Annotated in this window: 15 protein-coding genes and 1 tRNA gene; 9 read left to right on the top strand and 7 right to left on the bottom strand. The window is 68.5% G+C overall.

Going from position 1 to position 17,347, the window contains the following annotated elements; genetic code table 11:
• The first annotated feature begins 78 nt into the window (after positions 1-78).
• On the top strand, positions 79-2,385 hold the full coding sequence (locus tag AX692_RS13440; protein ID WP_073974972.1) for an ATP-dependent helicase: 2,307 nt from the start codon (positions 79-81) through the stop codon (positions 2,383-2,385).
• A 15-nt stretch (positions 2,386-2,400) separates the two neighbouring features.
• Here AX692_RS13440 and AX692_RS13435 read toward each other — a convergent pair whose 3' ends face one another.
• From AX692_RS13435 to AX692_RS13425, 3 genes are all read right to left on the bottom strand, one after another.
• Positions 2,401-3,228: a sterol desaturase family protein gene (locus AX692_RS13435; protein ID WP_073974971.1), complete on the bottom strand. Its 828-nt coding sequence runs from the start codon at positions 3,226-3,228 to the stop codon at positions 2,401-2,403.
• 65 nt (positions 3,229-3,293) lie between these two features.
• Complete coding sequence (locus tag AX692_RS13430) at positions 3,294-4,688, bottom strand: DEAD/DEAH box helicase (protein WP_073974970.1); 1,395 nt, start codon at positions 4,686-4,688, stop codon at positions 3,294-3,296.
• Positions 4,689-4,836: 148 nt separating this feature from the next.
• Complete coding sequence (locus AX692_RS13425) at positions 4,837-5,415, bottom strand: hypothetical protein (protein ID WP_073974969.1); 579 nt, start codon at positions 5,413-5,415, stop codon at positions 4,837-4,839.
• 172 nt (positions 5,416-5,587) lie between these two features.
• Here AX692_RS13425 and AX692_RS13420 point away from each other — a divergent pair, with 172 nt between their 5' ends.
• Complete coding sequence (locus AX692_RS13420) at positions 5,588-7,057, top strand: FAD-binding oxidoreductase (protein WP_073974968.1); 1,470 nt, start codon at positions 5,588-5,590, stop codon at positions 7,055-7,057.
• A 113-nt stretch (positions 7,058-7,170) separates the two neighbouring features.
• Positions 7,171-7,965, top strand: coding sequence for a SapC family protein (locus AX692_RS13415; protein ID WP_073974967.1), 795 nt, complete (start codon positions 7,171-7,173; stop codon positions 7,963-7,965).
• 93 nt (positions 7,966-8,058) lie between these two features.
• On the opposite strand, the gene AX692_RS13410 is transcribed toward AX692_RS13415, so the two are convergent.
• Positions 8,059-9,036, bottom strand: coding sequence for an N-formylglutamate amidohydrolase (locus tag AX692_RS13410; protein WP_230959597.1), 978 nt, complete (start codon positions 9,034-9,036; stop codon positions 8,059-8,061).
• Positions 9,037-9,185: 149 nt separating this feature from the next.
• Between AX692_RS13410 and cpdR the strand changes: the two genes are divergently transcribed.
• The 6 genes from cpdR (at position 9,186) to AX692_RS19745 (ending at position 13,892) form a co-directional block, all read left to right on the top strand.
• Entirely contained in the window at positions 9,186-9,575 is a 390-nt protein-coding gene (gene cpdR, locus AX692_RS13405) for a cell cycle two-component system response regulator CpdR (protein WP_073974966.1), read from the top strand.
• 91 nt (positions 9,576-9,666) lie between these two features.
• Positions 9,667-9,741: transfer RNA gene (locus AX692_RS13400), tRNA-Val, on the top strand.
• Between the two features lie 221 nt (positions 9,742-9,962).
• On the top strand, positions 9,963-11,186 hold the full coding sequence (locus AX692_RS13395; RefSeq protein ID WP_073974965.1) for an NADP-dependent isocitrate dehydrogenase: 1,224 nt from the start codon (positions 9,963-9,965) through the stop codon (positions 11,184-11,186).
• On the top strand, positions 11,114-11,851 hold the full coding sequence (locus AX692_RS13390) for a hypothetical protein (protein ID WP_155644804.1): 738 nt from the start codon (positions 11,114-11,116) through the stop codon (positions 11,849-11,851). Before AX692_RS13395 ends, AX692_RS13390 begins: the two co-directional genes overlap by 73 nt.
• Positions 11,852-11,906: 55 nt before the next feature.
• On the top strand, positions 11,907-13,697 hold the full coding sequence (locus AX692_RS13385) for a cation:proton antiporter (protein ID WP_073975101.1): 1,791 nt from the start codon (positions 11,907-11,909) through the stop codon (positions 13,695-13,697).
• A gap of 24 nt (positions 13,698-13,721) precedes the next feature.
• Positions 13,722-13,892 carry a hypothetical protein gene (locus tag AX692_RS19745; RefSeq protein ID WP_155644803.1) on the top strand — a complete coding sequence of 57 codons (171 nt, stop codon included), beginning with the start codon at positions 13,722-13,724 and terminating at the stop codon, positions 13,890-13,892.
• Positions 13,893-13,896: 4 nt separating this feature from the next.
• Here the strand turns inward: AX692_RS19745 and AX692_RS13380 are convergent, their stop codons facing one another.
• The 3 genes from AX692_RS13380 to alaS are packed head-to-tail and all read right to left on the bottom strand — an operon-like array spanning position 13,897 to position 17,217.
• Complete coding sequence (locus tag AX692_RS13380) at positions 13,897-14,076, bottom strand: KOW motif-containing protein (RefSeq protein ID WP_073975100.1); 180 nt, start codon at positions 14,074-14,076, stop codon at positions 13,897-13,899.
• Positions 14,063-14,566: a hypothetical protein gene (locus AX692_RS13375; RefSeq protein ID WP_073975099.1), complete on the bottom strand. Its 504-nt coding sequence runs from the start codon at positions 14,564-14,566 to the stop codon at positions 14,063-14,065. Before AX692_RS13375 ends, AX692_RS13380 begins: the two co-directional genes overlap by 14 nt.
• Entirely contained in the window at positions 14,563-17,217 is a 2,655-nt protein-coding gene (gene alaS / locus AX692_RS13370; RefSeq protein WP_073975098.1) for an alanine--tRNA ligase, read from the bottom strand. Before alaS ends, AX692_RS13375 begins: the two co-directional genes overlap by 4 nt.
• Between the last annotated feature and the right edge of the window lie 130 nt (positions 17,218-17,347).

Genomic DNA, 17,347 nt, shown 5'->3' with positions numbered 1-17,347 from the left:
CCCGCCGCAAGCTTGTGCGCGGCCGCGTCTCGCGGCTTGCTCCCCAATGAATTGTTCCCTACCTGTTCGCATGAGACGATGAGCCAGCCCCTGCCCTCCCCCGCCGCTTCTCCCGAGTCGGTGCCCGCCTATGCCGCGCGGTTGAACCCGCCGCAGCGCGCCGCCGTGCTCGCGACCGAAGGCCCGGTGCTGATGCTCGCGGGCGCCGGGACGGGAAAGACCGCGGCGCTCACCGCCCGGCTTGCGCATCTGGTGGCGACGGGGCGCGCCTATCCCTCGCAGATCCTGTGCGTCACCTTCACCAACAAGGCCGCGCGCGAAATGCGCGAGCGCGTGACGCACCATCTCGGCCCGGCGGCGGAAGGCTTGCCGTGGCTCGGCACCTTCCATTCGATCTGCGCCAAGATGCTGCGCCGCCATGCCGAGCTCGTCGGCCTCCAGCACAATTACACCATCATCGACACCGACGATCAGCTGCGCGTGCTCAAGGCGCTGATCACCGAGGCCGATCTCGACGAGAAGCGCTGGCCCGCACGCCAATTGGCCGGGCTGATCGACCGCTGGAAGAACCGCGGCCTCAACCCCGCCGATTTGGACGCGGTGGAGAACGAAGCCTATGCCAACGGCAAGGGCGCGACGCTCTATGCGCGTTACCAGGAGCGGCTGAAGGCGCTGAACGCCTGCGATTTCGGCGACCTGATGCTGCACATGCTGAACATCCTGAGGCAGCACCACGACATCCTCGCCGACTACCAGCGCCGCTTCCGCTACATCATGGTGGACGAGTATCAGGACACCAACGCCGTCCAGTACCTGTGGCTGCGGCTGCTGGCGCAGGGGCACAAGAACATCTGCGTGGTGGGCGACGACGACCAGTCGATCTATTCCTGGCGCGGGGCGGAGGTCGCGAACATCCTCCGGTTCGAGAAGGATTTCCCCGGCACTGAAGTGATCCGGCTCGAACAGAACTACCGCTCCACCCCGCACATCCTCGGCGCGGCCTCGGGCCTGATCCGCGAGAACAGCCAGCGCCACGACAAGACCCTGTGGACCGAGGTCAACGGCGGCGAGAAGGTCAAGGTGATCGGCGTGTGGGACGCGCCCGAGGAAGCGCGCCGGGTGGGCGAAGCGATCGAGCGTCTGGAGCGCGAGGGCGCCGGCCTCGATCAGGTCGCGATCCTCGTGCGTGCGCAGTACCAGACGCGCGAGTTCGAGGATCGCTTCATCCAGATCGGCATCGCCTACCGCATCATCGGCGGTTTCCGCTTCTACGAGCGCGCCGAGATCCGTGATGCGCTGGCCTATCTGCGCCTGATCGCGCAGCCGCAGGACGATCTTGCCTTCGAGCGCATCCACAACGTCCCCAAGCGCGGGCTCGGCGCCAAGGCGCTGGAGGCGATGCACAGCCACGCCCGGCGCACCGGCCTGCCGCTGGCAGCCGCCGCGCTGCAACTGGCGGATAGCGACGAGCTGCCCAAGCGCGCCGCGATCACCATCGGCGGGCTGATGCGCCAGTTCCTGCACTGGCGCGAACAGGCCGAGACGCTCTCGCCTGCCGACCTCCTCCGGCTGGTGATGGAGGAGAGCGGCTACAACGCCATGCTCGCCGCCGACCGTTCGGCAGAAAGCGCGGGCCGCGCCGAAAACCTCTCCGAACTCGCGCGGGCGATGGAGGATTACCTCACCCTCGGCGATTTCCTCGAGCACGTCAGCCTCGTCATGGACAATGACCGCGCGAACGAGGGCGAGACGGTGACGATCATGACGATCCACGCCGCCAAGGGGCTGGAATTCGACAACGTGTTCCTGCCCGGCTGGGAGGAAGGCGTCTTCCCCTCGCAGCGCGCGATCGACGAGGGGGGGCTGGCCAGCCTCGAGGAGGAGCGCCGCCTCGCCTATGTCGCGATCACCCGCGCGCGGCGGCATTGCACCATCCTCCACGCCGCCAACCGCCGGATCTACGGCCAGTGGACGAGCTCGATCCCCTCGCGTTTCATCGGGGAACTGCCGCCCGAGCATATCGAGAGCGAAACGACACTCACCGGCGGGGCCTCGTTGTGGCGGGCGAACTGGAGCGAGCAGGAGGATCCTTTCGCCCACGTCGCGCGCGACCGCCCGGACAGGGCGCAGCAGCGCGGCCCCGGCTGGCAGCGCGCGCTCGCCAGCGGCTACGACACGACGCCCGCCCGTGTGCGCGAGAACACGCGTTCGGCGGCGAGTTTCGCCGCTCCCGCCCGCTCCGACATCGCCATCGGCGCGATGGTGACCCACGCCAAGTTCGGCACGGGCTGCGTGATCGATCAGGAGGGCAACAAGCTCACCATCCTGTTCGAGCAGGCGGGCGAGAAGCGGGTACTGGATTCGTTCGTGACGCCAATCGGCTGAGGGGGCTGGGGTAGCTCAGCCCGCAGGCTGCTCGGCCGGCTGCTGTGCTTCCGCCTTGCGCCAGTAGCGCGCCTCGAACGGCCGGGCGAGCTCGCCCAGCGCGTCGCGGGTGCCCTCGGCGATGCCGGTCTCGCAGTTCACGTAAGGCGCCGGGTCGACATAGGTGCCGAACACCTTGTCCCACAGCGTCAGCATGTTGCCGTAATTGCTCCCCATCAGCGCCTCGTCGCGGATGTGGTGGAGGCGGTGCGCGGCAGGCGAGATCAGCACCTTGCCGAAGATGCCGAGTGTCCAGGGCACGTCGGCATGGATGAAATAGCCCCACCAGCCACGAATGAGCAGGGCGACTGCGATTGCCCAGTAGGGCAGGCCGAGCAGAACCACCGGCAGGGTGTCGATAACAGCGCTCAAGGCTTCGCCCAGCGGGTGCTTGCGGCGCACGCTGAGCCAGTTCATCGCCTCGTCGGCGTGGTGCGTGGCGTGGACCGGCCACAGCACGCGGACATGCTCGAGCCGGTGGCGCCAGTAGGCGGCGAATTCGAGCAGCACGATCGCCGTAATGACCGGGATCGCCGCGGGCAGCCCCTCCCAGAAGCTCACCAGCCCGTCCGGGCGCGGCAGCAGCGCGTGGCCGGTCAGGATCGGCACCGCGATCAGCGGCACCACGACCACCGCGTTGACCAGCAGCAGGACGAGGTTGGTGACGATCTCGGGCCGCGCGCGCTTGAGCGCCGCGAGCAGTGCACCGCGTTTGGTCACATAGGCGAGCGCACCGAACAGCACCGCAAGCGGCACGACATCCGCGACTTCGGTGCGCAGGGATTCAAGGATGCTGTCGATCACGGGCGCGGGATTACGCCGCGACCGCCCAAGAAATGGTTAAGCCCGGACGCCCGGGCTGCGGCGCGTCAGCCGAAGCCGACGTCGAGGAAGCTCGGGCGCGGGCCGTTCCATTCCCCGGCGGGCACGGGCGCGTCATCCTCGTGATAACGGCGCGGCTTGCGGTCGGAGCGGTCTTCGCGGGCTTCCTCGCGCGGTCGGCGCTCCTTGCGGGGCCGCTCCTCGCGCTCGGGGCGATCCTCGCGCGCGCGGCGGGGCTTGCGCTCCTCGCGTGTCTCGGGCTCGTCCACTTGCGCAGCCTTGGCGGCCTCGGCCTTGGCGAGCACCTCGGACAGATCGACGCGCACGTCCTCCTTGCCGAACACCTTGATCGCGCTGCCGGTCAGCTTCTCGACATTGGAGATCGCCTCCGCGTCCTCTTCCGAGACGAAAGTGAAGGCCCGGCCCTTGGCCCCGGCGCGCCCCGTGCGGCCGATCCGGTGGACGTAATCGTCCGGGTGCCATGGGGTGTCGAAATTGAAGACGTGGCTGACGCCCTTGATGTCGAGGCCGCGCGCGGCGACGTCGGAGGCGACGAGGATGTTGACCTCGCCCTTCTTGAAGCGGTCGAGCTCCTTCAGGCGCGAGGACTGGTCCATGTCGCCGTGAATCTCGCTCGAACGGAAGCCGTGGCGATTGAGGCTCTGGTTGAGCTCACGCACCGTGGTCTTGCGGTTGGCGAAGATGATCGCGGTCTCGACCAGATCGTTCTCGAGGAACCAGCGCAGCGTCTCGCGCTTCGAACGCGACTTCACCGGCACCTTGAAGGAGGTGATGTCGGCATTGGTCGAGGCCGCGCGGCTCACCTCGATCCGCTTGGGGTTGTTGAGGAACTTCTTCGCCAGCTTCTCGATCGGCGGAGGCATGGTGGCCGAGAACAGCATGGTCTGGCGGGTATCGGGAAGCTTGGAGCAGATGAACTCGATGTCGGGGATGAACCCCATGTCGAGCATCCGGTCGGCCTCGTCGATCACCAGCAGCTCGCAGCCGTTGAGCATGATCTTGCCGCGCTCGAACAGGTCCATGAGGCGGCCCGGGGTGGCGATCAGCACGTCGACGCCGTCGGACAGCGCCTTCAGCTGGTCGCCCATCTGCACCCCGCCGATCAGCAGCGCCATCTTGAGATCGTGGTTCTTGCCGTATTTCTCGAAGTTCTCGGCGACCTGGGCGGCGAGTTCGCGGGTCGGCTCGAGAATCAGCGAGCGCGGCATCAGCGCGCGGCGGCGGCCGGCGGCCATCACGTCGATCATCGGCAGCACGAAGCTCGCAGTCTTGCCCGTGCCGGTCTGGGCGATGCCGATGAGATCCTTCATCATCAGCACGGTCGGGATCGCCTGCGCCTGGATCGCGGTCGGCACGGTGTAGCCCGCGTCCTCCACGGCTTTGAGCAATTCAGGCGAAAGGCCGAGATCGGCGAAGGTCATGCGGTCTGTGGTGTCCGAGATTGGCGGGCAGGGGCGCTGCCGGGATTGCTGGCGCAGACGCGAAACCCCCCGGCGGCGTCAGGCTGCCGCGCCTTTCCCGCAAACGCGGGCAAAAGTCAAGGAAACGCGCCCCGCTTGCGCGCTCGGGTCAGCTGCGCACTGGGACCAGCTGGCGCATCGTCTCGATCTCGCAGCGTGCGCCGGTGCGCGATTGCAGCTTGTCGCGGCTGACGCACAGCTGCCCGTCCTTGTGCTTCTCGACATAGAAGCCGGCATAGAAGTCTCGGGCCCGGCACGCCTTTTCGAGGCCGACCGAGACCATCTTGCGATCGCGCAGGAACAGCACCAGGCGGTTGCCGCTGCCGGTCTGCACCCCGGCGATACCCTGAAGGCCGATGCATTTCTCCTTGCCGCGCTCCTCGAAACGCGGGGGGGACGCGCGCTGCGGCAGATCCGCGGTAAGGTTCTGGCGGGCGGCGAGAGGAGCGGGCGCGATGCGGATGACGACGCGCTGCTCGATCCGGACCTGACTTGCCGAGGACGCCCGGCGCAGCGCGAGCAGCGGGTTGATCTCGTCCCGCCCGGGGTCAGCAGCCGCGACCGGCGCCTGCGATTGCAGCGCGGAAGGATCAGCGGCGGATGCAGGCGGATCGGCCACGTCCACCGCCTCGGCCACCAGCGGCAGCATCAACGCGAACGGCGCTGCGAAGGCGAACAGGCTGTGCATGGGCGAGGAAGGCTCTCTCCTTGCGCGGTGCGGATCGATCGGCTGGCCGGGCGCCGTGGCGGCGGCCCGGGGCATGACCTAGCATCAGCGTTTGAACCATGGCTTAACTGGCAGGCGAGGGGGCAGCGAAAGGATTGGCAATTTCCTCGACCACTGTGGCATGGAGGCCACAATGAATCACCTCGCTCCCCCGCCCCGCTCCTCCCCGCCTGCCGAGGCCTTCTTGGCCGAGGCGCGCGCGCTGCTGGGCGAGCGGGGCTTCACCACTGATCCCGAGCGGATCGACGCCTGGCTGACCGACTGGCGCGGCCGCTACACCGGCCGCGCGCTGGCGCTGGCCTCGCCCGCCTCCACGCAGGAGGCCGCCGCGCTGGTGAAGCTGTGCGCCGCCCACGGCGTGCCGATCGTGCCGCAGGGCGGCAACAGCGGCATGGCGGGCGGCGCAACGCCCGACGGCACCGGCAGCGCGATCGTCCTGTCGCTGCGGCGCATGAACGCCATCCGCCGCCTTTCGGCAGAGAGCAGGCAGGCGGTGTGCGAGGCGGGCGTGATCCTCCAGACCCTGCACGAGGCGGCCGAGGCTGCGGGCCTGCGCTTCCCGCTGACGCTCGGCGGCAAGGGTTCGGCGACCATCGGCGGCCTCGTCTCCACCAACGCGGGCGGCACGCAGGTGCTGCGCCACGGGACGATGCGCGCGCAGGTGCTGGGGCTGGAGGCGGTGCTCGCCACGGGCGAGGTGCTCGATCTCATGACCCCGCTCAAGAAGGACAACCGCGGCTTCGACCTGAAGCAATTGCTGATCGGCTCGGAAGGCACGCTCGGCATCGTCACCGCCGCGACGCTGCGGCTGCTGCCCGCCGCTTCCGGCCGCGCCACCGCCTGGGTCGGGCTCGGCGGGATCGTCGAGGCCCGGACTCTGCTGCGGCAGGTCGAACGCGGCCTCGGCGATGCGCTCGAGGGCTTCGAGGTGGTGCCCGCCCATTGCCTCGAGAGCGTCCTCGCCCACGAACACGCCGCCCGCGCGCCGCTGGGCGAGCGCCATGCGTGGAATGCGCTGATCGAGTGCGTCTCGCCCGCGCAGGACAGCACCGCCTTGCGCGAGGCGCTCGAGGCTGCACTCGCCGCCGCGCTGGAAGAGGGGCTGATCGCCGACGCGGTGATCGCGGCCAGCGACAGCCAGGCCGAAGCCTTCTGGGCCTTGCGCGACGGCATCTCGGCAGCAGAGCGGGCGCTCGGCCCGGCAATGCAGCACGACATCTCGGTGCCGGTCGAGGCCATGCCCGAATTCATCCTCGCCGCCGTGCCCGAGGTCGAGGCCGCCTTCCCCGGCACCCGCGCGGTCGCCTTCGGGCACCTGGGTGACGGCAATGTCCACTTCCACGTCCTCGCGCCGGCAGGGGCCGTCCGGGGCGTGTGGGAAGAGGCGGACGGCAAGGCGGTGAGCGCGCGGGTGCATGACCTGGTGACGGCCTGGGGCGGCTCGATCAGCGCCGAACACGGCATCGGCCAGATGAAGGTCGACGAGCTCGCCCGGCTCCACGATCCGGTCGCGCTGGCGGTGATGGCGCGCGTCAAAGCAGCGCTCGATCCGGCCGGACTGCTCAATCCGGGGAAACTCCTGCGCCAACCCCGCCCCGCCTGACCGGCCCCGCTTGCGCGCGACACCGCAAGGCCCTAAGGGCGGCGCTTTCGGCGGGGGACGACTTCTTTTTCCGCTGAGGGGATCATCCACTACCGTTTCTCGGAGACTTCGTCATGGCCAGCGCGCCGCAACCGCAACTTCCGCTGTTCTACAACGACCTGATGCCGCTCAACACCCGCGACCACACGGGCTGGCGCGCCGGTTCGCTCCAGGACGCCAGCTACCTCGCCAAGACCCACGCGATCCCGCTGACCTCGGACGAATTCGTCGACGCGCAGCGCAACTTCCCGATCGTCTTCACCGCCGGTGAAAGCCCGCTGCCGATCGCGCTGTTCGGCCTCAACGAGGGCGTCAACACCTTCGTGGGTGACGACATGAAGATCACCGATCCGGTGTACCTGCCCGCCTATGCGCGCCGCTATCCCTTCATCCTCGCCAAGCTCCAGCCCGGCAGCGACGACATGTCGCTGTGCTTCGACCCCTCGGCCGGCATGCTCAGCAAGGCTGACGAGGGCATCGCCATGTTCGATGACGCCGGCCAGCCGACCGAATACACCCAGAACGTGCTCGAGTTCTGCCGCCGCTTCGAGGAAGCCGGGCAGCGCACCAAGCTGTTCATGGACGAGCTCGCCAAGCTCGACGTCCTGATGGACGGCGAGATCGCGATCACCCGCAACGACATGCCCGACAAGCCCTTCGTCTATCGCGGCTTCCGGATGGTCGACGAGAACAAGCTGCGCGAGCTTCCGGCCGCAAAGCTCGAGGAACTCGCCAAGAACGGCATGCTGATGCTGATCTACGCCCACCTGTTCTCGCTGAACCTGATGCGCGTCCTGTTCGAGCGGCAGCTCGCGCAGGGCAAGGTGCCGATGCCCGCCGACGGCACGCCCGCACCGGCGCTTAACTGATTTATCGGAGATGGGCCGGGCGACCCGCCCGGTTCACGAGCCAAGCGCGGGCGGGCGGACTTCGGTTCGCTCGCCCGTTTCGCGTCTTGCGCCCTATTCCGCCGCCTGCGGCAGTCCCTCGGCCCCGCCCAGCAGCGCCGCCTCTGCGCCCAGCTCGCGCACGAGATCGGCGAGCATCGCCGCCACCGCCGGAAGCCCCGCGCCGGGCTCGGCGAGGTGCCGGTCGAGATAGGTGCCGCGGCAGACCTCGATCTGCACCGCATGCACGCCCTCGCGCGGGGCCCCGTGGCGATCGAGCACGTAGCCGCCCGAATAGGGCCGGTTGAGCGCGACAGGAACGCCGCGCGCCTCCAGGTGGCCGAGCCCGCGCGCGACGAGGGCATTGTGGCACGAGGCGCCGAAGCGGTCGCCCAGCACCACCACCGGCGCGCGCTGCTCGCCCTCGCCCGCGCGCAGCGGCGGCATCGAGTGCAGGTCGACCAGCAGCGCCGCGCCCCAATCGGCGCAGATCCGCGCCAGCGCCCCCTCGAGCGCGGCGTGATAGGCGCGGTGGATACCGTCGATCCGGGCCGCGAGCTCCGCAGGCGCAAGCCGCCCGCGCCAGATCTCGCCCGATCCGGGAAGCCGCCGCGGGACCAGCCCGAGCCCGCTCCTCGCCCGCGCATTGCTGCGCTGGCCGGGCTCGGGAGGCGGCATGTCGGCAGGTCGGCCGCCCTCGATCATGTCCCAGTCGATATCGTCCTCGGCCCGGTTCAGATCGAGCAGCGCGCGCGGCGCATGGGCAAGAAGCAGCGCCGCCCCGGTCTCGCGCGCGATGGCCACCCCGAGCCGGTCGGCATGGCGATCCTCGAGCCGCAATTGCGCCAGCTCCGCATCGCGCATCCGCGCGGTCACCGCCGGCGGATAGGCCCTGCCCGCGTGGGGCACCGCCACCAGCACCGGCAGCCGCAGGCGCGGGGGCACGGTCAGCGTGAAAGCCGGCGCGGCCGTGAGCCCCGGCACCGTGCCGCCGCTCGTGGCAGTGCGCTGGACCGCTGGACCGGGCCGGGAGGAGCGCTCGTGGAGGGACATTGATCCCCTTGCTGACGGGTTTGCGCAGGCCTGTCAAAGCCTGATCGGCCCGCCCTCGCAGCAATCCGCGCGAGGCCTCCGCATTGACGCGCAGGTCAACCGCAAGACGGACAAAGATTTCTTAAGCCGGTTCTGCTAACACAGCGCGCATGACAGCGACACGCCCCCCCCGGATCCTGCTCGCCGAAGACGAGGCCGCGATGCGCGCCTATCTCGAACGGGCGCTGACCAATGCCGGCTACGAGGTGAGCGCGGTCGATCGCGGCACCGATGCCGTGCCGCTGCTGGCGACCGGCGATTTCGACCTGCTGCTCTCGGGCATCGTCATGCCCGAAATGGACGGGATCGAGCTCGCCCAGCGCTGCGCCGAGATCTCGCCGCGCACCAAGGTGATGTTCATCACCGGCTTTGCCGCGGTGTCCTTGCGCGCAAGCCGCGAGCAGCCTGCCGCCAAGGTGCTCTCGAAGCCCTTCCACCTGCGCGATCTGGTGCTCGAGGTGGAACGTGTGTTCGAGGAAGCGGACGCGGCGCGGATGTAGGTTTTCTCCGGCGCGAATCGCTTGCACCTTCCAAAGGGCTGCGATAAAGGGCCGCTCCGCCCTCCCCCGGGAGGCGCAAAACCGATGGTGCGGGCGTATAGCTCAGTGGTAGAGCACTATGTTGACATCGTAGGGGTCGCAAGTTCAATCCTTGCTACGCCCACCATCGGCTGACAGCATCGAGGCCCGCCCCCGTCGGCGGGCTTTTTTGTGTCTGCTCGCCCCTGCAAGCGGACCCGCGTCCCATTCGCGCCGCCCATGCTTGCAAGCCCCCGCACCTCTGCTAAAGCCGCCGCGGGATCTATGGGCCTCGGACGGGCCCGCACACTTCCTGTCGATCACACCTAGCCGCGCATCAGACGGGGCAAGAAGGATAGGGCAACACGCATGAACAAGATCAAAGTCGCCAACCCGGTCGTCGAGCTCGATGGCGACGAGATGACCCGCATCATCTGGCAGTGGATCCGCGAGAGGCTGATCCTGCCCTACCTCGACATCGATCTGAAGTATTACGACCTCTCGATCGAGAACCGCGACGCGACCGACGACCAGGTCACCGTCGATAGTGCCAACGCGATCAAGCAGTACGGCGTCGGCGTGAAGTGCGCGACCATCACCCCCGATGAACAGCGCGTCGAGGAATTCGGCCTCAAGAAGATGTGGAAGAGCCCCAACGGCACGATCCGCAACATCCTTGGCGGCGTGGTGTTCCGTGAGCCGATCGTGATCGACAACGTGCCGCGCCTCGTGCCGGGCTGGACCGACCCTATCGTGGTCGGCCGCCACGCCTTCGGCGACCAGTACAAGGCGACCGACACCCTGATCCCCGGCCCCGGCAAGCTGCGGCTGGTGTGGGACGGCGAGAACGGCGAGAAGATCGACCTCGACGTGTTCGACTTCCCCAGCGCCGGCGTCGCGATGGCGATGTACAACCTCGACGATTCGATCCGCGACTTCGCCCGCGCCAGCTTCAACTACGGCTTGAACCTCGGCTGGCCGGTGTACCTTTCCACCAAGAACACGATCATGAAGGCCTATGACGGGCGCTTCAAGGACCTGTTCCAGGAGGTGTTCGACACCGAGGGCTTCGCCGAGAAGTTCAAGGAAAAGGGCATGGTCTACGAACACCGCCTGATCGACGACATGGTCGCCTCGGCGCTCAAGTGGTCGGGCAAGTTCGTCTGGGCGTGCAAGAACTACGACGGCGACGTGCAGTCGGATACCGTGGCGCAAGGGTTCGGCTCGCTGGGCCTGATGACTTCGGTGCTGCTCTCGCCCGACGGCAAGACCGTCGAGGCCGAAGCCGCGCACGGCACCGTCACCCGCCACTATCGCCAGCATCAGCAGGGCAAGGCGACCTCGACCAACCCGATCGCCTCGATCTTCGCCTGGACCCGCGGCCTCATGTACCGCGGCAAGTTCGACGGCACGCCCGAGGTGGTGAAGTTCGCCGAAACGCTCGAGCGGGTCTGCGTCAAGACGGTCGAGAAGGGCTACATGACCAAGGACCTCGCGCTGCTGATCGGCCCGGGGCAGGCTTGGCAGACCACCGAGCAGTTCTTCGAGACGATCGTCCAGAACCTCGAGCAGGAAATGGCTTCCTGGGCCTGATCCGGGGATTGATGGGAGGGCGCGCCGGTCTGATCATCGGCGCGCCCATCCTGCTGCTGGCCTCACCCCTGGTGGCGCCGCAACTGCTGGCCTTTCCCCACTACGCCGAGGCCGGGGACAGTCAGGTGTGGTCGGAGACCCCGATCGATCAGGCCGCACTCGATCGGGTCATGGCGCGGGCCGAGATGCTGGTGTCCGCCAGCCCGATCGCCCGCGAGCATGAACCGCGCCGCATCTTCCTGACCGACGGCAGCTGGCGATGGTTGTGGCTGGCGAACATCCATCGCGGGACTTTCGCACTGACGCGGTTCGCCGGGCAGAACCTCGTCGTCAACCGGGCCGATCTTGCGGCCGACCGCATCACCAGCAATCGCCGCGTCGGCGGCTCGCGCCAGCTTTCCTCCGTTCTCGCCCACGAGATCACCCATGGCGTGCTGCTGCATCACTTCGGCGCGATCGCGCTGTTCGGGCAGCCGCGCTGGAAGGTTGAAGGCTATTGCGACCACATCGCGCAGGAAAGCGCATTGACCGCCGATGACGTCGCCCGGCTGGAAGCGCGCGGTGAAAGGCACCCGGCGCTGCTCTATTTCCGCGGCCGCAAGCGGGTTGAAGCCGCGCTGGCTGCCAATGGCGGCTCGGTCGAGGCACTGTTTTCGCAGGATTGAACCCGCGCGCGACGCCAAGGGTGACAGCCCCGCCCCGCCCCGTTAAGCCTCCGGCATGGCTGGCGAACTGACCCTCTCCCCCGTCCTTTCGGACGCGCTGGTGATTCTCGGCGCCGCCGGCATCGTCATCCCGGTCTTCGCCCGCTTCCGCATCACCCCGATCATCGGCTTCATCCTGATCGGGGTGCTGGTCGGCCCCTATGGCCTCGGCTCGCTGGTCGAGCGCGTCCCGTGGCTCTACCACGTCACGATCAGCAACCCCGACGGCCTTGCGCCCTTCGCCGAGTTCGGCATCGTGCTGCTGCTGTTCGCGATCGGGCTCGAGCTTTCGTTCAACCGCCTGTGGGCGATGCGCAAGCTGGTGTTCGGGCTCGGCGCGCTCGAGGTGCTGGTCAGCGGCAGCGCGCTGGCGCTGTTCCTCGGGCTGACGGGAGCCATGAACGTCACCGCCGCGCTGGCGCTGGGCTTCGCGCTCGCCTTTTCCTCGACCGCGATCGTCCTGCCGATCTCGGGCACCCGCTCCCCGGTCGGGCGCGCGGCGCTTTCGATGCTCCTGTTCGAGGACATCATGATCGTGCCGATCATCTTCGTCCTCGGCGCGCTCGCCCCCAATGCCGCCGAGGCGGGCTGGGCGGGCATGGCCGAGACCCTGTGGCAGGGCGGCCTCGTGATCGCCGTGCTGCTGGTGGCGGGCCGCTATGTCCTGCCGCGCCTGTTCGCGCAGGCCGCGCGCACCAAGAGCCCCGAGCTGTTCCTCTCCGCCTCGCTGCTGGTCGTCATCGGCGCGAGTCTCGCCACCGCGCTGGTCGGCCTGTCGCCGATCGTCGGCGCGCTGATCGCCGGACTGCTGATCGCCGAGACCGAATACCACACCGAGGTCGAGCAAATCATGGAGCCCTTCAAGGGCCTGGCGCTCGGCGTGTTCCTGATCACCGTCGGCATGAGCATCAACCTCGTCGAGATCGCGGGCCAGATCGGCGCGCTTGCGCTGGCGGTGACGGGGGTGGTGGTGTTCAAGGCGCTGGTGACCGGGGTGCTGCTGCGCCTGATGGGCGCGCGGCGTTCGACCGCGGCGGAGACCGGCCTCCTCATGGCCTCGCCGTCCGAGACCACGCTGATCGTGCTGACTGCAGCAACCAGCGCCGCCGTGCTCGACGCCGAGACCGCGCGCTTCTGGCAGACGGTCACCGCGATCGGCCTCACCATCACGCCGCTGCTCGCCAAGCTCGGCGCGGTGATCGCGCGCGGCGTCGACAGCGCCCCGCCGATCCCGCCCGAGGACGATACCGACAGCGCGCGCACCATCATCGTAGGCGGGGGCCGCGTCGGACGTCTGGTCGCCGACATGATGCGCACCCACGCCAAGCCCTATGTGATGATCGACAGCAACCCCGACCTGATCGACGCCGCCAAGCGCGACGGCTACCGCGCGACCTTCGGCGATGCCGCGCGCGGCGACACGCTCGCGCGGCTCGGGGTCGAGAGCGCGCCCGCGGTGGTGCTGACGATGGACGAGCCGGTGCTCGCCCAGCGCCTCGTCGCCAAACTGCGCCAGACCTATCCCGATCTGCTGATCGTCGCCCGTGCGCGCGACCCCGATCACGCGGCCGCCATGTACCGCGCCGGTGCGAGCCACGCCGTGCCCGAGACGCTGGAAGCCTCGCTGCAACTGTCCGAGGCGGTGCTGGTCGACATCGGCGTCGCGATGGGCCCGGTGATCGCCTCGATCCACGCCAAGCGCGACGAGTTCCGCGAACAGCTCGAACGCGACGGGGGGCTCAGCGAAAAGCCGAAGCTGCGCACCAGCGCCACGGGCGGGGAAACAATCGCGGGACTAAGGCGGTAGTTCGATGGGCAAGGAGATTGTCCGATGTCCAAACCCGCCAAGCCCGACAACCCCGCCGACCGCAAGCCCGAGACGCTGACCGACGAGAAGCACGGCACCATCAAGGACAAGCAGCTCGAAGGCAACCGCCGCTCCGATACCGACCTTGCGCGCGGCTCGGAACCGGCGACCCGCGGCAGTTCGCGCGAGAGGTAATCTCCTAGCCTTCGCCTCCCGCGGCGGGCGTGACGCTGCGCTCCAGGGTCTTGAACCGGGTGCCGTCGGCTTGCCGGACGGTGATCGTGACATTGCCGCCCTTGCTGACGTGGCGGTCCTCGACCGTCCCCGCTTTGCCCTTGTGGGTGCCGGCGATCACGACACAATGGTCACCGTTCTTCATGGCCACTCTCCTCCCCGCGCGCCACCGCCAGACTGAAAGGCGCCTCGAGCGGCTTGATCCGCCATGCCTCTCCGGCGGTGACATCCTCACCGTCGTAGTGCAGGCGGACCTTCCACCCCTTCCCCGCCGGCGTGACGTGGTATTGAACGACGCGATCCTCCGCGGTCAGCGTGCCGCTATCGTCGTAAGCCTCGAGCGTCTCGACATGCGAGAAGGTGAAGCCGTCCTCGGTACGGGCGACTTCGGCGGTGTAGGCGGTGTTGCACCAGCCTTCGCACAAGGTGAATTCGGCCATCGGCTTGCCGGTTTCGGGGGCGGTGAAGAAGCGCACCTCGAACCCGCCGAGGTCGCCGGTCTCGCCCGACATCTCGACATTGCCATAGAGGCCCTGGGGAAAGGGGCGCTCGCCGCTCCTCGCTTGCGTCGCCGCGCCGCCCGCCATCAGGGCCGCTGCGGAAAGCGCAAGGCCGAGGCGCGCGGGGCGCGTCACCCCGCGATCACCGCCCTGACCGCCGCCAGCGCTTCTGCCGCCTTGCTGCCGTCCGGCCCGCCGCCCTGGGCCATGTCGGGCCGCCCGCCGCCGCCTTTGCCGCCCAATGCCTCTACCCCTGCGCGCACCAGATCGACCGCGCTGAAGCGCGCCGTAAGGTCATCGGTGACAGCCGCAGCGATGCTCGCCTTGCCGTCATTGACCGCGATCACCGCCGCCACGCCGCTGCCCATGCGCTGCTTGGCCGCATCGAGCAGCGGGCGCAGCTCCTTAGGATCGAGCCCGTCAAGCACCTGCCCGCTGAAGGTGACGCCCGCGACGGTCTCGTCGGCTGAGGCCGCGCTGCCGCTTCCGCCCACACCGAGCGCCAGCGCCTTCTTCGCCTCGGCCAGCTCCTTCTCGAGCCGCTTGCGCTCGTCAAGCAGCGCGGCGAGGCGCGCAGGCACTTCCTCGGGGGTGGCGCGGATCACGCTCGCGGCCGACTTCAGCGCTTCCTCGCGTGCGACCAGCCACTGGCGCGCGCCCTCGCCGGTCATCGCCTCGATCCGGCGCACGCCCGAAGAGACAGCGCTCTCCGAGACGATCCGGAAGATGCCGATGTCGCCGGTCGCGCGCACATGGGTGCCGCCGCACAGCTCGACCGAATAGTTGCGCCCTTCCTTGCCGGCCCGGCCCATCGCGAGCACGCGGACCTCGTCGCCGTATTTCTCGCCGAACAGCGCGAGTGCGCCTGCAGCGACCGCGTCGTCGGGGGTCATGAGGCGGGTCGAGACCTGCTCGTTGGCGCGGATCTCCGCGTTCACCTCGGCCTCGATCGCGGCGATGTCCTCGGGGGTGAGCGCGGTCGGATGCGAGAAGTCGAACCTGAGGCGATCCTCGGCGACGAGCGAACCCTTCTGCGTCACGTGCCCGCCCAGGCGGCCGCGCAGCGCGGCGTGGACGAGGTGCGTTGCCGAATGGTTCGCGCGGATCCGGTCGCGTCGCTCGGCATCGACCTTCAATTCGACCGTGTCGCCGACGCTGACCATGCCCTCCTCGATCCGCACCTGATGCGCGTGGAGGCGGCCCAGAGGCTTCGAGGTGTCGGTCACATGAGCGCGCAGGCCGCCGGGGCTGGCGATGGTGCCCGCGTCCCCCGTCTGGCCGCCGCTCTCGCCATAAAAGGGCGTCTGGTTGGTGAGAATCACCACCTCGTCCCCCGCCGCGGCGCTGGCGACTTCGGTGCCGCCCTTGACGATTCCGACCACCTTGCCCTCGCCGCTGGTCGAGGCATAGCCGGTGAACTCGGTCGCGCCCTCGCGTTCGGCGATGTCGAACCACACCTCGCCCGAGGCCGCTTCGCCTGAACCCTTCCACGCGGCGCGCGCGGCGGCCTTCTGGCGGGCCATCGCGGCATCGAAGCCCTCGCGGTCGACCCCGATGCCGCGGGCGCGCAGGGCGTCCTCGGTGAGATCATAGGGAAAGCCGTAGGTGTCGTAGAGGCGGAAGGCGACTTCGCCGTCGAGCTCGCCGCCGGTCGCGAGGTCAACGGTGGCCTCGTCGAGCAGCTTCAAGCCCTTGTCGAGCGTGCGGCGGAACTGGGTCTCCTCGCGCTCGAGCACTTCGGAAATCAGCGCCTGGCCGCGAACGAGTTCGGGATAGGCCTGTCCCATCTCGGTGACCAGCGCGGGGACGAGGCGGTGCATCAGCGGTTCGCTCGCGCCGAGCAGGTGCGCATGGCGCATGGCGCGGCGCATGATGCGGCGCAGAACGTAGCCGCGGCCCTCGTTCGAGGGGAGCACGCCATCGGCCATGAGGAAACTGGTCGAGCGCAGGTGATCGGCGATGACGCGGTGCGAAGCGGCATGGTCGCCCGCGGCGGCGACACCGGTGAGCGCTTCGGAGGCCGCGATCAGCGCCTTGAAGGTGTCGGTGTCGTAGTTGTCGTGGACACCCTGAAGCACGGCCGCGACACGCTCGATCCCCATGCCGGTGTCGATCGAGGGCTTGGGCAGGTCGATCCGCGCGCCACCCGCCTGCTGCTCGTATTGCATGAAGACGAGGTTCCAGATCTCGACGAAGCGGTCGCCGTCCTCATCGGGGGAGCCGGGGGGGCCGCCGAAGATGTGGTCGCCGTGGTCGTAGAAGATTTCCGAGCACGGGCCGCAGGGGCCGGTGTCGCCCATCGACCAGAAATTGTCCGAGGTCGGAATGCGGATGATGCGGTCCTCGGGGAGGCCTGCGATCTTCTTCCACAGGTCGAAGGCTTCGTCGTCCGTGTGGTAGACCGTGACGGTGAGCCTGTCCTTGGGCAGGCCCCATTCCTTGGTCAGGAGCGTCCAGGCGTGTGTGATCGCCTGCTCCTTGAAATAGTCGCCGAAGGAGAAATTCCCCAGCATTTCGAAGAAGGTATGGTGGCGCGCGGTATAGCCGACATTGTCGAGGTCATTGTGCTTGCCGCCGGCGCGCACGCATTTCTGCGAGGATGCCGCGCGCGGAGACGGCGGAGTCTCGAGCCCGGTGAAGACGTTCTTGAACGGCACCATCCCGGCATTGACGAACATCAGCGTGGGATCGTTGTAGGGCACAAGCGGCGCGCTCGGGGTCGCGGCGTGGCCGTTCCTACCGAAATAGTCGAGGAAAGAGCGGCGGATTTCGTTGGTCGACGTCATGCTGGTGCAGTTAGGCAATGCGCGAGCCGAACGCAATGGAGCGCGAAACACGGCGGATCGAGAGACTTTTCGGGCGACACGGGAGAGCAACACTCTCGCCAAAAGAAGGCCATTGCATGGCTACTACCGG

It is taken from the genome of Erythrobacter donghaensis (genome assembly GCF_001557325.1).
GTDB lineage: Bacteria > Pseudomonadota > Alphaproteobacteria > Sphingomonadales > Sphingomonadaceae > Erythrobacter > Erythrobacter donghaensis_B.
The sequence above is the reverse complement of the archived record's forward strand: the minus strand, read 5'-3'. Positions and strand labels throughout refer to the sequence as shown.